Annotated in this window: 17 protein-coding genes and 1 pseudogene; 8 read left to right on the top strand and 10 right to left on the bottom strand. The window is 63.9% G+C overall.

Annotation, left to right across the window (positions count from 1 at the left end; genetic code table 11):
- The first annotated feature begins 5 nt into the window (after positions 1 to 5).
- From EB231_RS02210 to EB231_RS02180, 7 genes are all read left to right on the top strand, one after another.
- Entirely contained in the window at positions 6 to 923 is a 918-nt protein-coding gene (locus EB231_RS02210) for a BKACE family enzyme (RefSeq protein WP_056570308.1), read from the top strand.
- Between the two features lie 17 nt (positions 924 to 940).
- Positions 941 to 1,570 (top strand): HD domain-containing protein, encoded by a 630-nt coding sequence (locus EB231_RS02205; RefSeq protein ID WP_172347393.1) that lies wholly within the window; start codon positions 941 to 943, stop codon positions 1,568 to 1,570.
- Positions 1,567 to 2,661, top strand: coding sequence for a carnitine 3-dehydrogenase (locus EB231_RS02200; RefSeq protein ID WP_140770327.1), 1,095 nt, complete (start codon positions 1,567 to 1,569; stop codon positions 2,659 to 2,661). Before EB231_RS02205 ends, EB231_RS02200 begins: the two co-directional genes overlap by 4 nt.
- A 4-nt stretch (positions 2,662 to 2,665) precedes the next feature.
- Positions 2,666 to 3,829: an acyl-CoA dehydrogenase family protein gene (locus EB231_RS02195; protein ID WP_172347392.1), complete on the top strand. Its 1,164-nt coding sequence runs from the start codon at positions 2,666 to 2,668 to the stop codon at positions 3,827 to 3,829.
- Positions 3,830 to 3,914: 85 nt separating this feature from the next.
- Positions 3,915 to 5,993 (top strand): acetate--CoA ligase family protein, encoded by a 2,079-nt coding sequence (locus tag EB231_RS02190; protein ID WP_172347391.1) that lies wholly within the window; start codon positions 3,915 to 3,917, stop codon positions 5,991 to 5,993.
- Positions 5,986 to 6,768, top strand: a complete 783-nt coding sequence (locus EB231_RS02185; protein WP_172347390.1) for a carnitinyl-CoA dehydratase — start codon at positions 5,986 to 5,988, stop codon at positions 6,766 to 6,768. Before EB231_RS02190 ends, EB231_RS02185 begins: the two co-directional genes overlap by 8 nt.
- Before the next feature lie 124 nt (positions 6,769 to 6,892).
- Positions 6,893 to 7,822, top strand: a complete 930-nt coding sequence (locus EB231_RS02180; RefSeq protein WP_172347389.1) for an alpha/beta hydrolase — start codon at positions 6,893 to 6,895, stop codon at positions 7,820 to 7,822.
- Positions 7,823 to 8,257: 435 nt separating this feature from the next.
- Here EB231_RS02180 and dapA read toward each other — a convergent pair whose 3' ends face one another.
- The 9 genes and pseudogenes from dapA to EB231_RS02140 form a co-directional block, all read right to left on the bottom strand.
- Positions 8,258 to 9,163 carry a 4-hydroxy-tetrahydrodipicolinate synthase gene (gene dapA, locus EB231_RS02175; protein ID WP_246740995.1) on the bottom strand — a complete coding sequence of 302 codons (906 nt, stop codon included), beginning with the start codon at positions 9,161 to 9,163 and terminating at the stop codon, positions 8,258 to 8,260.
- Positions 9,051 to 9,629, bottom strand: a complete 579-nt coding sequence (locus tag EB231_RS35050) for a hypothetical protein (RefSeq protein WP_246740859.1) — start codon at positions 9,627 to 9,629, stop codon at positions 9,051 to 9,053. Before EB231_RS35050 ends, dapA begins: the two co-directional genes overlap by 113 nt.
- A 37-nt stretch (positions 9,630 to 9,666) precedes the next feature.
- Entirely contained in the window at positions 9,667 to 9,888 is a 222-nt protein-coding gene (locus EB231_RS02170) for a hypothetical protein (protein ID WP_246740858.1), read from the bottom strand.
- A 16-nt stretch (positions 9,889 to 9,904) separates the two neighbouring features.
- Positions 9,905 to 10,096, bottom strand: coding sequence for a hypothetical protein (locus EB231_RS02165; RefSeq protein ID WP_172347386.1), 192 nt, complete (start codon positions 10,094 to 10,096; stop codon positions 9,905 to 9,907).
- Between the two features lie 201 nt (positions 10,097 to 10,297).
- Complete coding sequence (locus EB231_RS02160; protein WP_172347385.1) at positions 10,298 to 11,956, bottom strand: FAD-binding dehydrogenase; 1,659 nt, start codon at positions 11,954 to 11,956, stop codon at positions 10,298 to 10,300.
- A gap of 77 nt (positions 11,957 to 12,033) precedes the next feature.
- Positions 12,034 to 13,020: a Gfo/Idh/MocA family protein gene (locus tag EB231_RS02155; RefSeq protein WP_172347384.1), complete on the bottom strand. Its 987-nt coding sequence runs from the start codon at positions 13,018 to 13,020 to the stop codon at positions 12,034 to 12,036.
- 101 nt (positions 13,021 to 13,121) lie between these two features.
- Positions 13,122 to 13,697, bottom strand: a complete 576-nt coding sequence (locus tag EB231_RS02150) for a YceI family protein (RefSeq protein ID WP_172347383.1) — start codon at positions 13,695 to 13,697, stop codon at positions 13,122 to 13,124.
- A 70-nt stretch (positions 13,698 to 13,767) separates the two neighbouring features.
- On the bottom strand, positions 13,768 to 14,346 hold the full coding sequence (locus EB231_RS02145) for a cytochrome b (RefSeq protein WP_172352782.1): 579 nt from the start codon (positions 14,344 to 14,346) through the stop codon (positions 13,768 to 13,770).
- Between the two features lie 95 nt (positions 14,347 to 14,441).
- Positions 14,442 to 15,330, bottom strand: a pseudogene (locus EB231_RS02140) (LysR substrate-binding domain-containing protein).
- Between the two features lie 96 nt (positions 15,331 to 15,426).
- Between EB231_RS02140 and EB231_RS02135 the strand changes: the two are divergent.
- Complete coding sequence (locus tag EB231_RS02135; RefSeq protein WP_172347382.1) at positions 15,427 to 16,422, top strand: aldo/keto reductase; 996 nt, start codon at positions 15,427 to 15,429, stop codon at positions 16,420 to 16,422.
- Positions 16,423 to 16,568: 146 nt separating this feature from the next.
- Here the strand turns inward: EB231_RS02135 and EB231_RS02130 are convergent, their stop codons facing one another.
- Complete coding sequence (locus EB231_RS02130) at positions 16,569 to 17,171, bottom strand: nucleotidyltransferase family protein (RefSeq protein WP_172347381.1); 603 nt, start codon at positions 17,169 to 17,171, stop codon at positions 16,569 to 16,571.
- Positions 17,172 to 17,196 lie beyond the last annotated feature (25 nt).

The following is a 17,196-nucleotide window of genomic DNA, read 5'->3' as shown; positions in this document are numbered from 1 at the left end:
ATTCCATGCCGCTCGCGATGAACCGTGAGGTCTTCATTACCTGTGCCGTGACCGGATCCGGCGGCTCCCAGGATCGCAGCCCGCATGTGCCGCGCTCGCCCAAGCAGATCGCCGATTCGGCCATTGACGCGGCCAAGGCCGGTGCCGCGATCGTCCACTGCCATGTGCGCGACCCCGAGACCGGCAAGCCCCGGCGCGACGTCCACCTCTATCGCGAAGTGACCGAGCGCATCCGCGCGGCAGACGTCGACGTCATCCTGAACCTCACCGCCGGCATGGGCGGCGACATGGTGTTCGGCTCGCCAGAAGCACCGCTGCCGCTCAACGAAAAAGGCACCGACATGGGCGGCGCCACCAACCGCATGGAACATGTGCGCCAGTGCCTGCCGGAAATCTGCACGCTCGACTGCGGCACCATGAACTTCGCCGAAGCGGACTATGTGATGACCAACACGCCCGGCATGCTGCGCGCCATGGGCGGCATGATGACGGCGCTCGGCGTCAAGCCCGAGATCGAGGCTTTCGACACTGGCCATCTCTGGTTCGCCAAGCAGCTGGTCGAGGAAAAGGTGCTCAACCCCGACGCGCTGGTGCAGCTCTGCATGGGCGTGCCATGGGGCGCGCCGGACGATCTCAACACCTTCATGGCCATGGTCAACAACGTGCCGTCGACCTGGAACTGGTCGGCCTTTTCCATCGGCCGCAACCAGATGGCCTATGCCGCGGCCGCGGTGCTCGCCGGCGGCAATGTCCGCGTCGGGCTGGAAGACAACCTCTGGCTGGACAAGGGCGTACTGGCCACCAATGCGCAGCTGGTCGAGCGTGCCGCCAGCATCGTCACCAATCTCGGCGCTCGGATCCTGGGGCCGGAGGAAGTGCGCAAGAAGCTCAACCTGACCAAGCGGGCGCCGATCGCGGCATAGTTTGGAGGGCGTCCAGAATGACAACCGTCAAATTCACCGCGATGAAGGATGGCGACAAGGACGACTACGAGTTCCTGACCGCCCATGAAATCGACTATGCCGCCAAGACCGGCGATCGGCTGCTCGATGCGCTGGTGCAGCTCGATGAGGGCCTGTCGGGCTACAAGATCACCCGGCTTGGCCATTCGCTGCAGGCGGCGACGCGCGCCTGGCGCGACGGCGCCGACACCGACTGGATCGCCTGCGCGCTGCTGCACGATATCGGCGACATCTATGCCCCTTACAACCACGACGAATATGCCGCTTCGATCCTGAAACCCTTCGTGCGCGAGCAATGCACCTGGGTGGTGGAGAAGCACGGCGATTTCCAGCGGCTCTATTACGCCCACCATCTCGGCGGCAACCGTCATGCGCGCGACCGCTTCGCCGGCCATGCCTATTTCGACGACTGCGACCAGTTCTGCGAACGCTGGGACCAGTCGAGTTTTGATCCCGATTACGAGACGCTGCCGATCGAATTCTTTCGGCCCTTCGTGCTCGAAGTCTTCGCCCGCAAGGCCTACGACCCCGCGGTGATCCGCGCCGGCGAGCGCGTGCCTCTCGTCGATCCCGAAACAGCCAGGACAAGAACCGGAGCTTCCGCATGAGCATCATCAACAAGGCAGCCGCCATTGGCGGTGGTGTCATCGGCGCCGGCTGGGTGGCGCGGCTGCTGCTCAACGGCATCGACGTGTCGATCTTTGATCCGGACCCGGAAGCCTCGCGCAAGGTATCGGAAGTGATGAAGGGCGCGCGCCGCGCCTACAAGCAGATGGTGCCCGGCGGCTTGCCGAAAGAGGGCAAGCTGACCTTCGCCAAGACCATAGCCGAGGCGGTGGCCGATGCCGACTTCATCCAGGAAAGCGTGCCGGAACGGCTTGACCTCAAGCACAAGGTGCTGGCCGAGATCGACGCCCATGCGCCGGCCAACGCCATTGTCGGCTCTTCGACCTCCGGCATCAAGCCGACCGACATGCAGGTGGCGATGAAGAAGCACCCGGAGCGGCTGGTCGTCGGCCATCCGTTCAATCCGGTCTACCTCCTGCCGTTGGTCGAAATCGTCGGCGGCGATCAGACCTTCCCCGAGGCCATCGAGGTCGCCAAGGAGATCTATGCCTCGATCGGTATGAAGCCGGTCGTCATCCGCAAGGAGATCGAAGCCTTCGTCGGCGATCGCCTGCTCGAAGCGGCCTGGCGCGAGGCGCTGTGGCTGATCAAGGACGGCATCTGCACGGTCGAGGAACTCGACGACATCATGCGCTACGGCTTCGGCCTGCGCTGGGCGCAGATGGGCATGTTCCAGGTCTATCGCGTTGCAGGCGGCGAGGCCGGCATGCGCCACTTCATGGCGCAGTTCGGGCCGTGCCTGAAATGGCCGTGGACCAAGCTCATGGACGTGCCCGAATTCAACGATGAGCTGGTCGACCTGATCGCCACCCAGTCGGACGACCAGGCGCACGGCCTGTCGATCCGCGAACTGGAAAAGATCCGCGACGACAATCTGGTCGCGATCATGGATGCGCTGTCGAAGCAGAACAAGGGCAAGGGCTGGGGCGCGGGCGCCTTGCACAAGGACTATACCAAGCAGTTGGCCAAGCTGGCGGCGAAGAAGCCGGCGGCCTCAAAGGCTGCAGAAAAGGCCAAGGCCTCCAAGCCGGTGAAGAAGGCGGAAAAGCCGAAGAAAAAGAAGAAAGGCTGAGACCATGGATTTCGGGCTGTCGGAGGAACAGAAGCTCATTGTCGAGACGACGCGTGCCTTCGTCGAGAACGAGCTTTACCCGCATGAGCGCGAGGTAGAGCGCACTGGCGTGCTTAGCCGCGACCTGATCGAGGAGATAAAGGCCAAGGCGATCGAGGCCGGCCTCTACGCCGCCAACATGCCGGCGGACGTTGGCGGTGCGGGCCTCGATACGGTGACCTGGCTGCTCTACGAAAAGGAACTCGGCCGCGCCAATTACGCGCTGCATTGGACTTGCGTTGCGCGTCCCTCCAACATCTTGCTCGCCGGCACGCCGGAGCAGCGCGAAAAATATCTGTTCCCGTGCATTCGCGGCGAGAAGTGGGATTGCCTGGCGATGACCGAGCCGGGCGCCGGCTCGGATCTGCGCGGCATGAAGGCGACCGCGGTGCAGGATGGCGACGACTGGGTGCTGAACGGCACCAAGCACTTTATCTCCCACGCCGATCTCGCGGATTTCGCGATTTGCTTCATGGCCTCGGGAGAGGAAGAAACCGCGCGTGGAAAACGCAAGAAGATCACCGCCTTCTTCGTCGACAAGGGCACCAAGGGATTCACGGTGCGCGACGGCTACCGCAATGTCTCGCATCGCGGCTACACCAACGCCATCCTCGAATTCGACGATTGCCGGCTGCCGGCAAGCCAGGTGCTTGGCGAAGTACACAAGGGTTTCGAGGTCGCCAATTCCTGGCTGGGCGCCACCCGCCTGCAGGTTGGCGCCACCTGTCTCGGCCGAGCCGAGCGGGCGCTCGGCCACGCCATCGAGTATTCCGCGCAGCGCCAGCAGTTCGGCCAGCAGATCGGCAAGTTCCAGGGTGTGTCGTTCAAGCTCGCCGACATGGCCACGGAACTGAAAGCCGCCGACCTGATGGTGTTCGAAGCCGGCTGGAAATACGATCAGGGCACGGTCACCGACCAGGACATGGCCATGGCCAAGCTGAAGGCCACCGAAATGCTGGCCTACGTCGCCGACGAAGCGATCCAGATCCATGGGGGCATGGGGCTGATGGACGACCTGCCGCTGGAGCGTATCTGGCGGGACGCCCGCGTCGAGCGCATCTGGGAAGGCACGTCGGAGATTCAGCGACATATTATTTCGCGGGCGCTGCTGCGTCCGTTCGGAGCTTAGAGCATGATCGCCCAAGCCGGGATACGGTCTTGTCGGGCAAACGAGATCGTTTGTCCTGAGATCGCGCTCAAACGAAAAGATGACCATGCATAAACTCGAACGTCTCCTGCGCCCGAAATCCATCGCCGTCTTCGGCGGCGTGCAGGCCGCCGCCGTCGTCGCGCAATCGATCAAGATGGGCTTTGCCGGCGAAATCTGGCCGGTGCATCCGACCAAGGACGAGGTTGCCGGCCGCAAGGCCTATCGGTCCGTCGCGGATCTGCCCGGCGCGCCGGATGCCGCCTTTGTCGGCGTCAACCGCCATCTGACCATCGAGGTCATCAAGGCGCTGGCCGAGCGCGGCGCCGGTGGCGCCGTCTGCTTTGCCGCCGGCTTCCTCGAAACCGAGGCCTATGACGATGACGGCGAACGGCTGCAGGCCGAGCTGGTCGCGGCCGCCGGCCAGATGCCGATCATCGGCCCGAACTGCTACGGCCTGATCAACTATGCCGACGGCGCGCTTCTGTGGCCCGACCAGCATGGCGGCATCAGGCTGGAGGAAGGCGGCAAGGGCGTAGCCATCATCACCCAGTCCTCCAACATCGCCATCAACATGACGATGCAGAAGCGTGGCTTGCCGATCGCCTTCCTGATGACCGCCGGCAACCAGGCGCAGACCGGCCTGTCCGAAATGGCGCTCGGCCTGATCGAGGATGAGCGTGTGACATCGCTGGGCCTGCACATCGAGGCTTTTGACTCCGTAGCCGGCTTCGAACGCTTGGCCGCCAGGGCGCGCGAGCTAAAAAAGCCGATCATCGCCATGAAGGTTGGCCGCTCCGAACAGGCGCGGCAGGCGACCGTCTCGCACACCGCCTCGCTCGCCGGCTCGGATGCGGCCTCGGGCGCCTTTCTGAGGCGGCTTGGAATTGCCCGCGTCGATTCCATCCCGGCCTTCATCGAGGCGCTGAAGCTGCTGCACATCACCGGTCCGCTGCCGGGGTACAAACTATCGTCGATGAGCTGTTCCGGCGGCGAAGCCTCCGTCATGGCCGACAGCGCCGAAGGGCGCTGGGTCAACTTCCCGGTTCTGACGGAACAGCACCGCGCCCATGTCAAATCAACGCTTGGGCCGCTGGTCGCGGTCGCCAACCCGTTGGACTATCACACCTTCATCTGGAACAACGAGCCGGCGATGACCGCCACCTTCACCGCCATGGTGTCGGGCGGCTTCGACCTCAACATGCTGGTGCTCGATTTCCCGCGTCCGGATCGCTGCTCGGTCACCGACTGGTGGGCGACGCTGCGCGCCTTCGAATCGGCTCTGAAGACGAACAAGGCGCATGGCGCCATCGTCTCCTCGCTGCCGGAGAACCTGCCCGAGGAATACACCGCCGAACTGATGGCGCGCGGCATGGTGCCGTTGTTCGGCATTTCCGAGGCCATGGATGCCGCTGGCGCGGCGGCCTTCATCGGCTGGGCGTGGGCTGAACCGCAGGCGCAGCCGGTCGACACGTCAGCTGCCGGTGCCGCCGGCGGCGAGCATGTCACGCCTGACGAGGCCGAAGCCAAGGGGCGGCTCATCAAGGCCGGGCTTCCCGTGCCGAAGGGCGAGCGTGCCGGCAATGCGGTCGAGGCAGTGATTTCCTCGATGGCGCTCGGCTTTCCCGTCGCCCTGAAGGCGCTGGGCGTCACCCACAAATCCGAGGTCGGCGCCGTCAAGCTCAACCTCAAGGACGCGGAATCCGTCAGCACGGCGGCGCATGATCTGCTGCCGCTCGGCACCGGCCTCTATGTCGAACGCATGGTGCGCGACGGCGTTGCCGAACTGATTGTCGGCTTCACCCGCGATCCGATGTTCGGCGCGGTCATGACGCTCGGCACCGGCGGCGTTCTGGTCGAATTGCTGCGCGACAGCGTCACCTTGATGCTCCCGGCGACCCGCGACGACATCGAGGCGGCATTGCGCGGCCTGAAGCTGTTCCCGCTGCTCGAAGGCTATCGCGGCCGGCCGAAGGCCGACGTCGCGGCCGCCATCGACGCCATCGCGGGCATTGCCGGCTTCGTGCAGAAGAATGCCGGCGAGATCGAGGAACTCGACATCAACCCGCTGATCGTCTGCGTCGAAGGCAAGGGCGCCTGGATCGCCGACGCGCTGCTGGTGCTGGGAGAAAACAAGAATGTCTGACGTCATTTCGACCCGCCGGGAAGGCTCGATCCTCGAGGTCACCCTGGACCGGCCCAAGGCCAATGCCATCGACCTGAAGACGTCGCGGCTGATGGGCGAAACCTTCAAGGCGTTCCGCGACGATCCGGAACTGCGCGTCGCCATCGTCAAGACCGCTGGCGACAAGTTCTTCTGCGCCGGCTGGGACCTGAAAGCCGCCGCCGGCGGCGATGCGGTCGACGGCGATTATGGCGTAGGCGGCTTTGCCGGGCTGCAGGAACTGCGCGACCTGAACAAGCCGGTCATCGCTTGCGTGAACGGCATGGCGGTGGGCGGCGGCTTCGAACTGGCGCTGTCCTGCGACCTCATCTACGCCTCCGACCACTCTTCCTTCGCACTGCCGGAAATCCGCGCCGGCACGCTGGCCGATGCGGCGACGATCAAGCTGCCCAAGCGCATCCCCTATCATGTCGCCATGGATCTCCTGCTCACCGGCCGCTGGATGGATGTCGCCGAGGCGCATCGCTGGGGCCTGGTCAACGAGGTGCTGCCCAAGGAAAAGCTCGAGGACCGCGTCTGGGAGATCGCCCGCCTGCTGGCCAGTGGTCCGCCGCTGGTGTTCGCGGCGATCAAGGAGACTGCACGGGTGGCCGAAGCGCTGACCTTCCAGGACGCCATGAACAAGGTGACGCGCCGCCAGTTGGCGACGGTTGATGTCCTCTACGGCTCCGAAGACAATATGGAAGGTTTCCGCGCCTTCGCCGAAAAGCGCGATCCGGTGTGGAAGGGGAAGTGAGCCACCTTACCCTCCCCTTGATGGGAGGGTCGGACCGAAGGTCCGGGGTTGGGTGAAGCGCCGTCACCCGCACCCGCCGCACCGCGGCGACCTCCTCCATCAACGGGGGAGGTAAAGGAGTTCCATGACCGACTACACAAAACTCATTGACGCCGAGACCTGGGCCTTCATCGAACGGACCAATTCCTATTATCCGCCCGATACGATCGACTACACGATCGCACAGCAGCGCGAAATCTATGACCGCATGTGCCGAGAATTCTTTGCCGGCTATCCTGAGGGCGTAGCTGTCGAAACCTCAGCCATTGCAACGCCCACGCACGGCATTCCGATCCGCATCTACCGAAGCGCCCCGCAACCGGCGGCGACAGTGCTCTACATCCATGGCGGCGGCTTCATCCTTGGCGGGCTGGACAGCCATGACGATGTCTGCGCCGAGCTCTGCGCCCGCACCGGCCATGAGGTTGTCTCGGTCGATTACCGGCTGGCGCCGGAGCATCTGCATCCGGCGGCCTTCGACGACGCGATGAGCGCCTTCGCATGGGTTGCATCCACCCGCGATAGACCCATCCTGCTCTGTGGCGACAGTGCGGGCGGCAATCTCTGCGCCGCCGTTGCGCACGCCACACGCGGCCGCGCGAAACAGCCGGTGGGCCAGGTGCTGATCTATCCCGGCCTTGGCGGCGACCGCTTGAAGGGTTCCTATGTCACGCATGCCGAAGCGCCGATGCTGACCATGCGCGATCTCGAATTCTACAAGCATATCCGCACCGGTGGCGCGGACCGGGCCGGCGACATAACACTCTCGCCGCTGGCGGACACCGACTTCGCCAACCTGCCGCCGACGGTGCTGATCACCGCCGAGTGCGACCCGCTGTCTTCAGACGGCGAGACTTATCGCGACCGGATCGTCGCGGCGGGCGGGCAGGCCACCTGGTTCGAGGAACTGGGGCTGGTGCATGGCTACCTCAGGGCTCGGCACACGGTCGGTCGCGCCCGCGAAAGTTTCACGCGAATCGTCGACGCGATCGCCGCGCTCGGACGGGGCGCCTGACGCTGGTGGGTGGCTTTCGTCACGAACTGCCAGGACATATGCGGCGTATATAATTCAGGCCAAAACCCCCTCTCGAATTCCTATGCCGCCAGCGATTATGTAGTTGCGGGCCGCTGCCTGACTGAGGCCCGATCAACAAACTGGCTTCAGACGACCATGAAATCACATTCAGCCTGGCTGACCTCCGGGACCAGCCAAAGGGTGCCGACGGAGTATTTCGTCCTGGCAAACCTCAGGGAGAAGGGAACAATCATCGGGCGGCTCGCGGATCATCCTATCGCCGATATCGTCGTCGATGCGAGTGGACTACAATACCGTTTTGTCGGCGTTGCACCTCGCGACCGCAGCGGGCGCTTCGATGTCGAAGCGCTCCGCACCGGGGAATGGATCGTCCAGCCGGGGCTGGTTTATGCCGTTGACAGCAAGGCGCCTTCGTCAAGGCCGCCACGGCACGGGCAAGGCCGGCACCGGTCTTGATTGCACGGCGCCGGCCATGCTCCCGTTCAGGACCAGCATGGCTTCGCGTATCGCGGTCTCGGTTTCAGGACGAACCGGAGTCAGCGGCAAACGGACATCCCTGCTCATGCCCAGCGCCAGGCTCATTGCATATTTGACCGGCACCGGATTGCTCTCAAGCTCCAATGCCGCGATCAGCGGTCGCAAGCGATGATGGATGGCCCGGGCGGTATGGTGGTCGCCCTGCCTGCACGCATCGTGCATCTCGACGCACAGTCGCGGCGCGACATTGGAGATCACCGAGATCGTTCCGCGCCCGCCCATCGTGTTGAAGCCGAACGATGTCGCGTCATGGCCGGACAGAAAGATGAAGCGGCGCCTGAGCACGGCAGGAAGCGAGGATAGCCGGCTCACATCGCCGGTGGCGTCCTTGATGCCGACGATGGTCGGGATCTGCGCCAGGCGCTCGATCGTGTCCTCGGACAGGTCAACGCCGGTTCGCGCCGGAACGTTGTAGACGATGATCGGTATCTTGACCTTTCTGGCGACCGCCTCGAAATGGCGAAAAATCCCTTCCTGGCTCGGCCTGTTGTAGTAGGGCGTCACGATGAGGGCGGCATCGGCGCCAAAGGCTTCGGCGGCTGTCGAAAAGGCGATCGTCGTCTCGGTGCTGTTCGTTCCGGTGCCGGCGATGACCGGGATCCGGCCGCCGGCGACCTTTACGCAGAGCGCGAGGATATCGAGGCGCTCCTCCCATGACAGGGTCGGGGCCTCACCTGTGGTGCCGCATGGGACCAGCCCGTTGATCCCTTGTTCGATCTGCCAGCGCAACAGCGCGGTCAGTTGCTTCAGATCGACCTCGCCGTCGGTGAACGGCGTTACCAGCGCGGTCATCGCTCCGGTCAGGCGCATTCGGGCTTGTTCGGGTGTCATGGGATTCTCCTGGATGAATTTTTGGATACACCGTCTTTTCGAGGTGCGAGGAAAGCAGGGCCGACAGCAGCGCGGCAGCCAGATCGGTGTGGTCCGCTTCTGCCCTGCCGGCCTTGGTCGGTGGCCCTGCGGATGTGATTTCAATGGAGCAAAACCAGCGCTCGCCGATCTTGCTGATGGCCGATACCGAACGCTCCGGCTTCGACGACGCGACCAGCAGGAGGACGGCGTCTAGGAAGGCGCCGGCCTCCATCAGACCGGCGAATCGCCGGCCTTGCCGGGACGATCTGTCGAGCGACAGGGCGCGTGCCGCCTCCCAAAGCTGGTGTTCGAGCAGCCGGCCGACAAGCGGCAGGCGATCGAGCAATCCGGCGAGATCGGCGCTGTTGGGGCCAGCAATGGTGTTGGAATTGTCCATGGCCAGATCGTTCCGATCAGCTCGGAACGGGCGCGGCTCAGTTGAACAGGGAAAGCCGCACACTCGCCGGTGCGAAGCGTATCGCGCCGGCCCGATGGCCGCTTTCCATGGTGGCGAAACGGACAGCGGAATTCTTGTCGGCAAAAACGCCGCCGGTCTGGCCTTCTTCGTCACGCGCGATCCAGTGGCCTTCGCCATCGCGCCCGACGATGAAGCGGTGAAGGGCGTTTCTGTCGGGGGGAATAGGGGAGTTTTGCATGGTCATCTCCTGCCTTTCAGGAAAGCTGGGCAGCGATCGCGGCGGCGGCCAGCAAGGCGCCGACGACCAGGAGCCACCATGTCGGTGTGAACGGCGCGATCAGGCTGACCGGCCGGCGATTGGTGTTCGCCACACGCCTGATCTGTTCGACCTGCGACGCCGGCATAGGGCGATGGGTGGGCAGATACAGCCCGTCTGAGAGGAACATCGAAGACTTCCTTCTTTCTGGTACCGCCGCCACGAGGTGGCGGCTGCCTGCAGCGGCTCAGCACCGGCTGCACTCGGAAAGATAAAAGCATCGGCATTTGTATTCGAGGCGGGCGAAATCTGAAAAATATAAAAAAGTCATATGTTTATCGCCCGGGCATATGGAGGCGCAGGCGATGGATCAGGCAGCGGTACCGTCGTTTCACGCCACCGAACGTGCCGCTGCCCGGCCGGCGCTGCGGCCTGAAAAGATGCAGCCGCCGAGGAATGTGCCTTCCAGCGCCGCATAGCCATGCACGCCGCCGCCCCCGAAACCGGCGGCTTCGCCGACGGCATAGAGCCCGCTGACCGGCTGGCCATCGGCACCCAGCACGCGGCTGTCGAGATCGGTCTGCAGGCCGCCCAGCGTCTTGCGGGTCAGGATGTTGAGGCGCACCGCGATCAGCGGGCCATTCGCCGGGTCGAGCATCTTGTGCGGCTTGGCCGTGCGGATGAGCTTGTCGCCGAGATAGGCGCGGGTGCCGCGCAGTGCGGTGATCTGCATGTCCTTGGAGAACGGATTGTCGAGTTGCCTGTCGCGGGCGCGGATCTCGCGCTCGACCTGGGCAAGCTCGAGCAGCGGCTCGCCGCCGGCCAGCGCGTTCATGCGCGCGACCAGCTTCGAAAGGTCGGCCTCGACGATGAAGTCTTCGCCCTTCTCCATGAAGGCTTTCACCGGACCCGGAATGCCCGATGTCGCGCGGCCGAGCACCTGACGCCAGCTCTTGCCGGTCAGGTCCGGGTTCTGCTCGGAGCCCGACAGCGCGAACTCCTTCTGGATGATTTTCCTGGTCAGGATGAACCAGGAATAGTCGAAGCCGGTGCTCATGATATGGCTGAGCGTGCCCAGCGTATCGAACCCGGGATAGAGCGGCACCGGCAGGCGTTTTCCCTTGGCATCGAGCCATAGCGACGACGGGCCGGGAAGGATGCGGATCGCATGCTCGGTCCAGATCGGCGCCCAGTTCCTGATGCCCTCGACATAGTGCCACATGCGGTCGCGGTTGATGATCGAACCGCCGGCCGCCTCGGTGATCGCCAGCATGCGGCCGTCGACATGGTCCGGCACCCCGGTGATCATGCGCTTTGGCGCGGCGCCCAACCGCTTGGGCCAGTTTTCCCGCACCAGCTGATGGTTGCCGCCGATGCCGCCGGAAGCGACGATCACCGCTTGCGCATGCAGCTCGAATTCGCCTGATACCTCGCGCGAGCTCTTGTGGCCGCGCTCGACCGTGCTCGGCTCAAGGATATCGCCGCGCACACCGGTCACGGCGCCGCCCGTCCGCGTCAGTTCATTGACGCGGTGGCGGAACCTGAAGCTGACCAATCCGCGCTTTTGCGCCTCGCGCACGCGCAGCACAAAAGGTTCGAGCACGCCGGGGCCGGTTCCCCAGGTGATGTGGAAGCGCGGCACCGAATTGCCGTGGCCGATGGCGTTGCCGCCGCCGCGCTCGGCCCAGCCGACGACAGGAAAGAACTTCAGGCCGCGCTCGATCAGCCAGGAACGTTTCTCGCCGGCGGCGAAACCGACATAGGCCTCCGCCCATTTGCGCGGCCAGAAATCCTCCGGCCGGTCGAAGGCGGCGGTGCCCATCCAGTCATCGAGCGCCAGATCATGCGAATCGCGGATGCGCATGCGCCGTTGCTCGGGTGAATCGACGAGGAAAAGGCCACCGAACGACCAGAACGCCTGGCCGCCGAGCGACTGCTCCGGCTCCTGGTCGACGATGATGATCTTCTTGCCGGCCTCGGCAAGCTCGGCGGCGGCAACCAGCCCGGCAAGGCCGGCGCCAACAATGATCACGTCCGCCTCGTCAGCCATCTCTCCTCCAAGAATTAGCCGGTTAACGCAATTCCGGGTGCAAGCGGTTTTCCGTCCGGAATTGCGTCAAGCAAGAGTTAGACGGCCTCCCAGCCGTCCTTGCCGCCAGCGCGGAAGATGGCATCGATGACCTTCTGGTTGAGCACGGACTCCTCCAGAGTGAAAACACGTTCCTTGCCGCCCTGTGCCGCCCGCGCGAAAGTTTCGACCTCCAGCCGGTACTGCTGCGTGCCGGGGAAACGAAACACTTGCGCTTCGGTGTGGTTCTGGTTGTGCAATTCGACGCGGTGATGGTCATAGAGCCCGGCATTGAACGGGGAGAAGACCTCGATGAAACCCTTTTCGCCGTGGAACACCATCACCTGGCGCGCCGCCATCTGCGTCGACAGATAGAAGGACAGTTCGAAATCGCCGAAATCGGCGCGGATCGAGGAGTAGATGTCGGTGCCGAATTTCTTGTCGCGCTCGATCGTCGCCTGGACACGGCTAGGCTCCTTGCCGGTCGAAAAGCGCGTCGACACGGTCGGGTAGACGCCGATGTCGGGCAGCGCGCCGCCGCCGAGATCGAGCTGGTTGCGCATATTGTTGGGGTCGACATTGTAGTAGGAGAACGCACCCTGGACATGGCGCAGCCGGCCGATGGCGCCGCTGGCGATGAGATCGCGCACTTTGATCCATTGCGGATGATAGATGACCATGAAGGCTTCGCAGACCAGCACTTTCTTGGCGTCGCGCAGCTTGATCAGGGGGAGAATGTCCTTGGCGTCGAGCGCCAGCGGCTTCTCGACCAGCACATGCTTTCCCGCCTCGATCGCCTTTGCCGTCCATTCGACATGCTGTGAGGTCGGCAGCGGGATGTAGACGCCGTCAATATCCTTGGAAGCCAGCAATTCCTCATAGGAGCCGAAGGCGTGGCGGGCGCCGAAACGGTCTGCCAGCGCCTTGGCCTTCGACAGGTCGCGGCTGGCGATCGCCGACAGCACGCCGTTCTCCGCCTCGACGATTGCCGGCAACAACTGTTCGCGGCCGATCTTGGCCGTCGACAACACACCCCATCGGAACATCACGCGTCTCCATGTCGATTATATCAGACGAGGTTTGCCCGAAATCGATGGAAAAGCCAATGACCGAAGGCTGATCGTAGATCAGCCCCCGCTTCCCCGGGTTAGCTCCGCTTACCCGTCAGTGTCATGTCGAAATCAACGATGTTCGAATAGATCGGCGTGCCGACATCCATGCCGTAGCGCGATCTGAGCACCTTGCCAGTGACATGGAATTTGATCGTGCCGCCCTTCAAGCCGTCGAGCTCGGCGGTGAACTTTTCCGGAAACGTCTTCCCGCGCGCCGTCAACCTGCCGGTGACAAGGGCTGTCGTGTCGCCGGTGCGGGTCACGCTGGTCGAGCGGAACTGGATCTCCGGGCTGTTGGCCGCATCGAACACCGCGTCGGAGCGGAGGAACGCATCGATGCGGCCCTGGCCGGTGCCGACACTTTCGGGAAAAATGGTGAAATCGACCTCGGAGTGCCCGACATCGCTGTTGTCGATGCGGATCGAGCCCTTGAAGCGGGCGAAGGCGCCGTTCAGGCCACCACCGCCAACCTTGCCGATCGAAAAACGGATGCTCGATGTGGCCGGGCTGAACGAGTAACTTCCGGCGGCGTCGCCGAGCGCGACAGCCGCTGAAACAGGCATGGCAAGGCAAGCGGCGACCGCCGCAAATCCGAGGATGCGCGCATACATGGGGATATTCCTTGTTGGAGGCAGCGCATTTTCCTGCGCCCTCAACCCATGAACGACTGAACCTGCCGCTCTATTCCAAGTCGCGATCTGACGAAGGCGTGATCATGCGCGTGAGCACGGTGTCCCTGAGTTGGAAGTGATGACGCAGCGCCGCCGCGATATGCAGCGCAACCAGGGCGATGCCGGCATAGGCTAGGTACCAATGCGCCGCCGCCCAGAAACTTTCCGCCGCATCCGATTCGGCGAGCGGCAGATTAGGCATGACGAAAAGGTTGAACGGCAAGCTGGGGATCTCCAGCGTAGACACCGACACCAGCGCCCAGCCGGACAAAGGCAATGCAAGCTGAAACGCATAGAGCGCGAAATGTGCAAGCGGTGCGGTGCGGCGCTCGAGCGTTCCGACCGAGCGCGGCAGTGCAGGCGCAGCATTGCCGAGCCGCCAGGCGATGCGCAGGATGATGAGGCCAAGCAGCAGAAAGCCCAGCGATTTGTGCAGCTGGATCAGCTCGAAGGCCGTGCGCTGGCTGGCGATGCGCACCATCATGAAGCCGAGGGCGAACTGGCCGATGAAGATGATGCCGATCAGCCAGTGAAGGAGGATCATCGCCCAGCCGTAGCGGGTTGGCGTGTTGGTGATGGCAGATTGCATGATTGGCAAACGCCGCCGATCGACGCTTCTTCCCGCCGACGTCAGCTGAATGAGTTCAAGCCGAAGCGACTGCCTCTTTCGTTCCCGCCCGCCCGTTACCCACTCACCTTGAAGAAATCCACGAAAGCTGAGTGCCGGCCGCATCTGCCGTCGGCTCGGGTAATAGACGAAGAATCCATCGAAGGAGGGACACCAGTCCTCCAGCACTCGGATAAGCCTGCCGTCGGCGAGCGGCGCGCGGACATAGGGCTCGAAGACGAAGGCCAGACCGGCGCCGTCGACCGCCGTCTGCGCGATCAGATGGTCCTCATCGAGGATCAGCGGCCCTTGCGCTGATATCTCGATCTCCTCACCATCCTTCTCGAATTCCCAGCGGTAGAGGATGCCGCTGGAGAAGCGGAAGCGGATGCAGCGATGGTCGGCAAGATCGCGCGGGTGGTGCGGCTTGGGATTCGCTTCGAAATAGGATGGCGCGCCGACCACCGCGCCGCGAAGGTCCGGCCCGATGCGCACCGCGATCATGTCGCGCTGCAGGCTCTCGCCGAGCCGCACGCCGGCATCGAAACCACCTTCCACCACATCGGTGAAGCGGTCCTCGATGACGATCTCCAGCACGATGTCGGGATAAGCTCGGGCAAAGGCCCCAAGCCGCGGCGTCAGCACCAGATGCGCTGCCGTGCGCGGCACGCTGAGCCGCAGGTTCCCGGCCGGCCGGTCGCGCGCCTCGACCGCCGTCTCCAGCGCCAGGTCGATCTCGGAAAGCGCCGGCCGCAATCGCTCCAGCAACTGCGCGCCTTCCTCGGTCGGCGCAACGCTGCGCGTGCTGCGTGCCAGCAGTCGCACGCCAAGCCGCGCCTCCAGGCTGGATACAGCATGGCTGACCGCCGACGGTGCGATGGCCAATTCCCTGGCCGCGCCGCGAAAGCTGCCGCACTGGGCAACGGTTGCCAGCACCGCCAGCTGCGAAAGATGTGCTCGATTCATTGCTCTATTTCTTAGAACGGCCCGTACACAGATGAACCAATTATCGAACATAAGGCAAGACGCTATCTCCTAGCCATCACAACAAGGAGACGCGTGATGCAAACCCGCAAGCTAGGAACTGAACTGAACGTCTATCCCGTCGGCCTCGGCTGCATGGGCATGAGCTTCGCCTATGGCGGCCAGCCGGAGGCAGAGGCAATCGCCACGCTGCATCGCGCCGTCGAGATCGGCGTCAACTTCTTCGACACGGCGGAAGTCTATGGCCCTTACGAGAACGAGATCCTGCTCGGCAGGGCGCTGAAGTCGGTGCGGAACAAAGTGACGATCGCCACCAAATTCGGCTTCAAGATTCAGGAGGAAGGCACGGGCCTCGACCGCATGGCCGGCGTCGACAGCCGCCCCGAGCACGTCAAGGCGGTGGCCGAAGCCTCGCTGAAGCGGTTGGGCACCGATGTCATCGACCTCTACTACCAGCACCGGGTCGATCCCAACGTGCCGATCGAGGATACGGTCGGCGCCATGGCCGAACTGGTGCGCGAGGGCAAGGTGCGCGCGCTCGGCCTCTCGGAGGCAAGTGCCGCGACCATCCGCCGGGCGCATGCCGTGCATCCGATCGCCGCTGTGCAGAGCGAATATTCGCTGTGGAGCCGCGATCCGGAAGTGGAGGTGCTTGCCGTGTGCCGCGAACTCGGCATCGGCTTCGTTCCGTACAGCCCGCTCGGCCGTGGCCTTTTGACGGGTACCATCGCCAGGCCCGAAACGCTTGACGACGGCGACTGGCGCCGCACCCTGCCGCGCTTCCAGGCCGAGGCCATGGAAGCCAATGCCAAGGTTATCGCGACGCTGGAAAAGCTGGCGACTGAAAAAGGCGTGACCTCTGCGCAACTTGCGCTCGCCTGGGTGCTGCACCAGGGCGATTTCATCGTGCCGATCCCCGGCGCGCGAAAAATCCGCCATCTCGAGCAGAACACGGCGGCGGCCGGGATTGAACTGAGTGCGGCCGAGGTCGCGGCGATTGGTGACGCGCTTTCGCCCGATAAGGTGATGGGCAAGCGCTATACCGAGGAGTTGCTGGCGTTGGTGAATGGCTAGGCCGTCACCCTCCCTTTTGTGGGGAGGTCGGCTCGCTGTCGCAGCGAAGCGGAGGCAGCGAGACGGAGTGGGGGGGAGCGCCCTACGAGTACCCCCACCCCGATCCACTACGCGGATCGACCCTCCCCACAAGGGGGAGGGTGAGGTCACCAAGGCAAGACACTAATCTCCGGCCAGCACTCCCTCGCCCGCGCCCCCTTCGCCTCATGCGTCCGCTGGTTGTCCATCACCCGGTTCGGCGTGATGCGGAACGAAAAGACATCGTCGAGCCCGAACGGCGCCACCAGTTCAAGCTGCCCGCCGGCATCGTAGCGCACCCCGACCGCATGCGTCATCGAGGCAAAATGGCTGATGGGTTCGCTCGCGCTCGTATAGCGCGGGCAGGGCTGGCCGAATTTCTGCGGATACCACAGATGCACCCGGGCCTGGTTGCGCACTTCGACCGGTAGCGCCAGCCCCTCGAAATGCCGCGCCGCCCGGCGGATGACGGCGTCCTCGGCCTCGTAGGACAGGTCGCCATCATCGAAGTAGAAGAGATCAATGTCCTTAATGCCATAGCCCGACGGCTTGCCGGTCAGATGGTTCCAGACGCTGTTGTAGAGTGCGCCGGAAACCACCAACCAGTCCGGCAGAGCCAGCATGCGGGCACGCGCCAGGGCTTCGTGAATCAGCGGATCCCCCGATACGATGTCGAGAAACGCCTCGCGTTGTGCTTCGAACGGCAGTCCGGAATAGCGCAGATGGTCCATCGCCCTTTGGAGGGCGATTCGCTAT

This window comes from Mesorhizobium sp. NZP2298 (assembly GCF_013170825.1).
Lineage (GTDB): Bacteria > Pseudomonadota > Alphaproteobacteria > Rhizobiales > Rhizobiaceae > Mesorhizobium.
Note: the sequence above shows the minus strand (reverse complement) of the source record. Positions and strands in the feature narration are given on the sequence as shown.

What these genes read in the sequence shown, in the direction of transcription:
- EB231_RS02210 (WP_056570308.1), top strand. Translation starts at nt 6, where the DNA reads ATGCCGCTCGCGATGAACCGTGAGGTCTTCATTACCTGTGCCGTGACC.
- EB231_RS02165 (WP_172347386.1), bottom strand. Translation starts at nt 10,096, where the DNA reads ATGTTCCTCTCAGACGGGCTGTATCTGCCCACCCATCGCCCTATGCCG.
- EB231_RS02200 (WP_140770327.1), top strand. Translation starts at nt 1,567, where the DNA reads ATGAGCATCATCAACAAGGCAGCCGCCATTGGCGGTGGTGTCATCGGC.
- EB231_RS02190 (WP_172347391.1), top strand. Translation starts at nt 3,915, where the DNA reads ATGCATAAACTCGAACGTCTCCTGCGCCCGAAATCCATCGCCGTCTTC.
- EB231_RS02185 (WP_172347390.1), top strand. Translation starts at nt 5,986, where the DNA reads ATGTCTGACGTCATTTCGACCCGCCGGGAAGGCTCGATCCTCGAGGTC.
- EB231_RS02150 (WP_172347383.1), bottom strand. Translation starts at nt 13,697, where the DNA reads ATGTATGCGCGCATCCTCGGATTTGCGGCGGTCGCCGCTTGCCTTGCC.
- EB231_RS02180 (WP_172347389.1), top strand. Translation starts at nt 6,893, where the DNA reads ATGACCGACTACACAAAACTCATTGACGCCGAGACCTGGGCCTTCATC.
- EB231_RS02160 (WP_172347385.1), bottom strand. Translation starts at nt 11,956, where the DNA reads ATGGCTGACGAGGCGGACGTGATCATTGTTGGCGCCGGCCTTGCCGGG.
- EB231_RS02135 (WP_172347382.1), top strand. Translation starts at nt 15,427, where the DNA reads ATGCAAACCCGCAAGCTAGGAACTGAACTGAACGTCTATCCCGTCGGC.
- EB231_RS02195 (WP_172347392.1), top strand. Translation starts at nt 2,666, where the DNA reads ATGGATTTCGGGCTGTCGGAGGAACAGAAGCTCATTGTCGAGACGACG.
- EB231_RS02130 (WP_172347381.1), bottom strand. Translation starts at nt 17,171, where the DNA reads ATGGACCATCTGCGCTATTCCGGACTGCCGTTCGAAGCACAACGCGAG.
- EB231_RS02155 (WP_172347384.1), bottom strand. Translation starts at nt 13,020, where the DNA reads ATGTTCCGATGGGGTGTGTTGTCGACGGCCAAGATCGGCCGCGAACAG.
- EB231_RS02145 (WP_172352782.1), bottom strand. Translation starts at nt 14,346, where the DNA reads ATGCAATCTGCCATCACCAACACGCCAACCCGCTACGGCTGGGCGATG.
- EB231_RS35050 (WP_246740859.1), bottom strand. Translation starts at nt 9,629, where the DNA reads ATGGACAATTCCAACACCATTGCTGGCCCCAACAGCGCCGATCTCGCC.
- EB231_RS02205 (WP_172347393.1), top strand. Translation starts at nt 941, where the DNA reads ATGACAACCGTCAAATTCACCGCGATGAAGGATGGCGACAAGGACGAC.
- EB231_RS02170 (WP_246740858.1), bottom strand. Translation starts at nt 9,888, where the DNA reads ATGCAAAACTCCCCTATTCCCCCCGACAGAAACGCCCTTCACCGCTTC.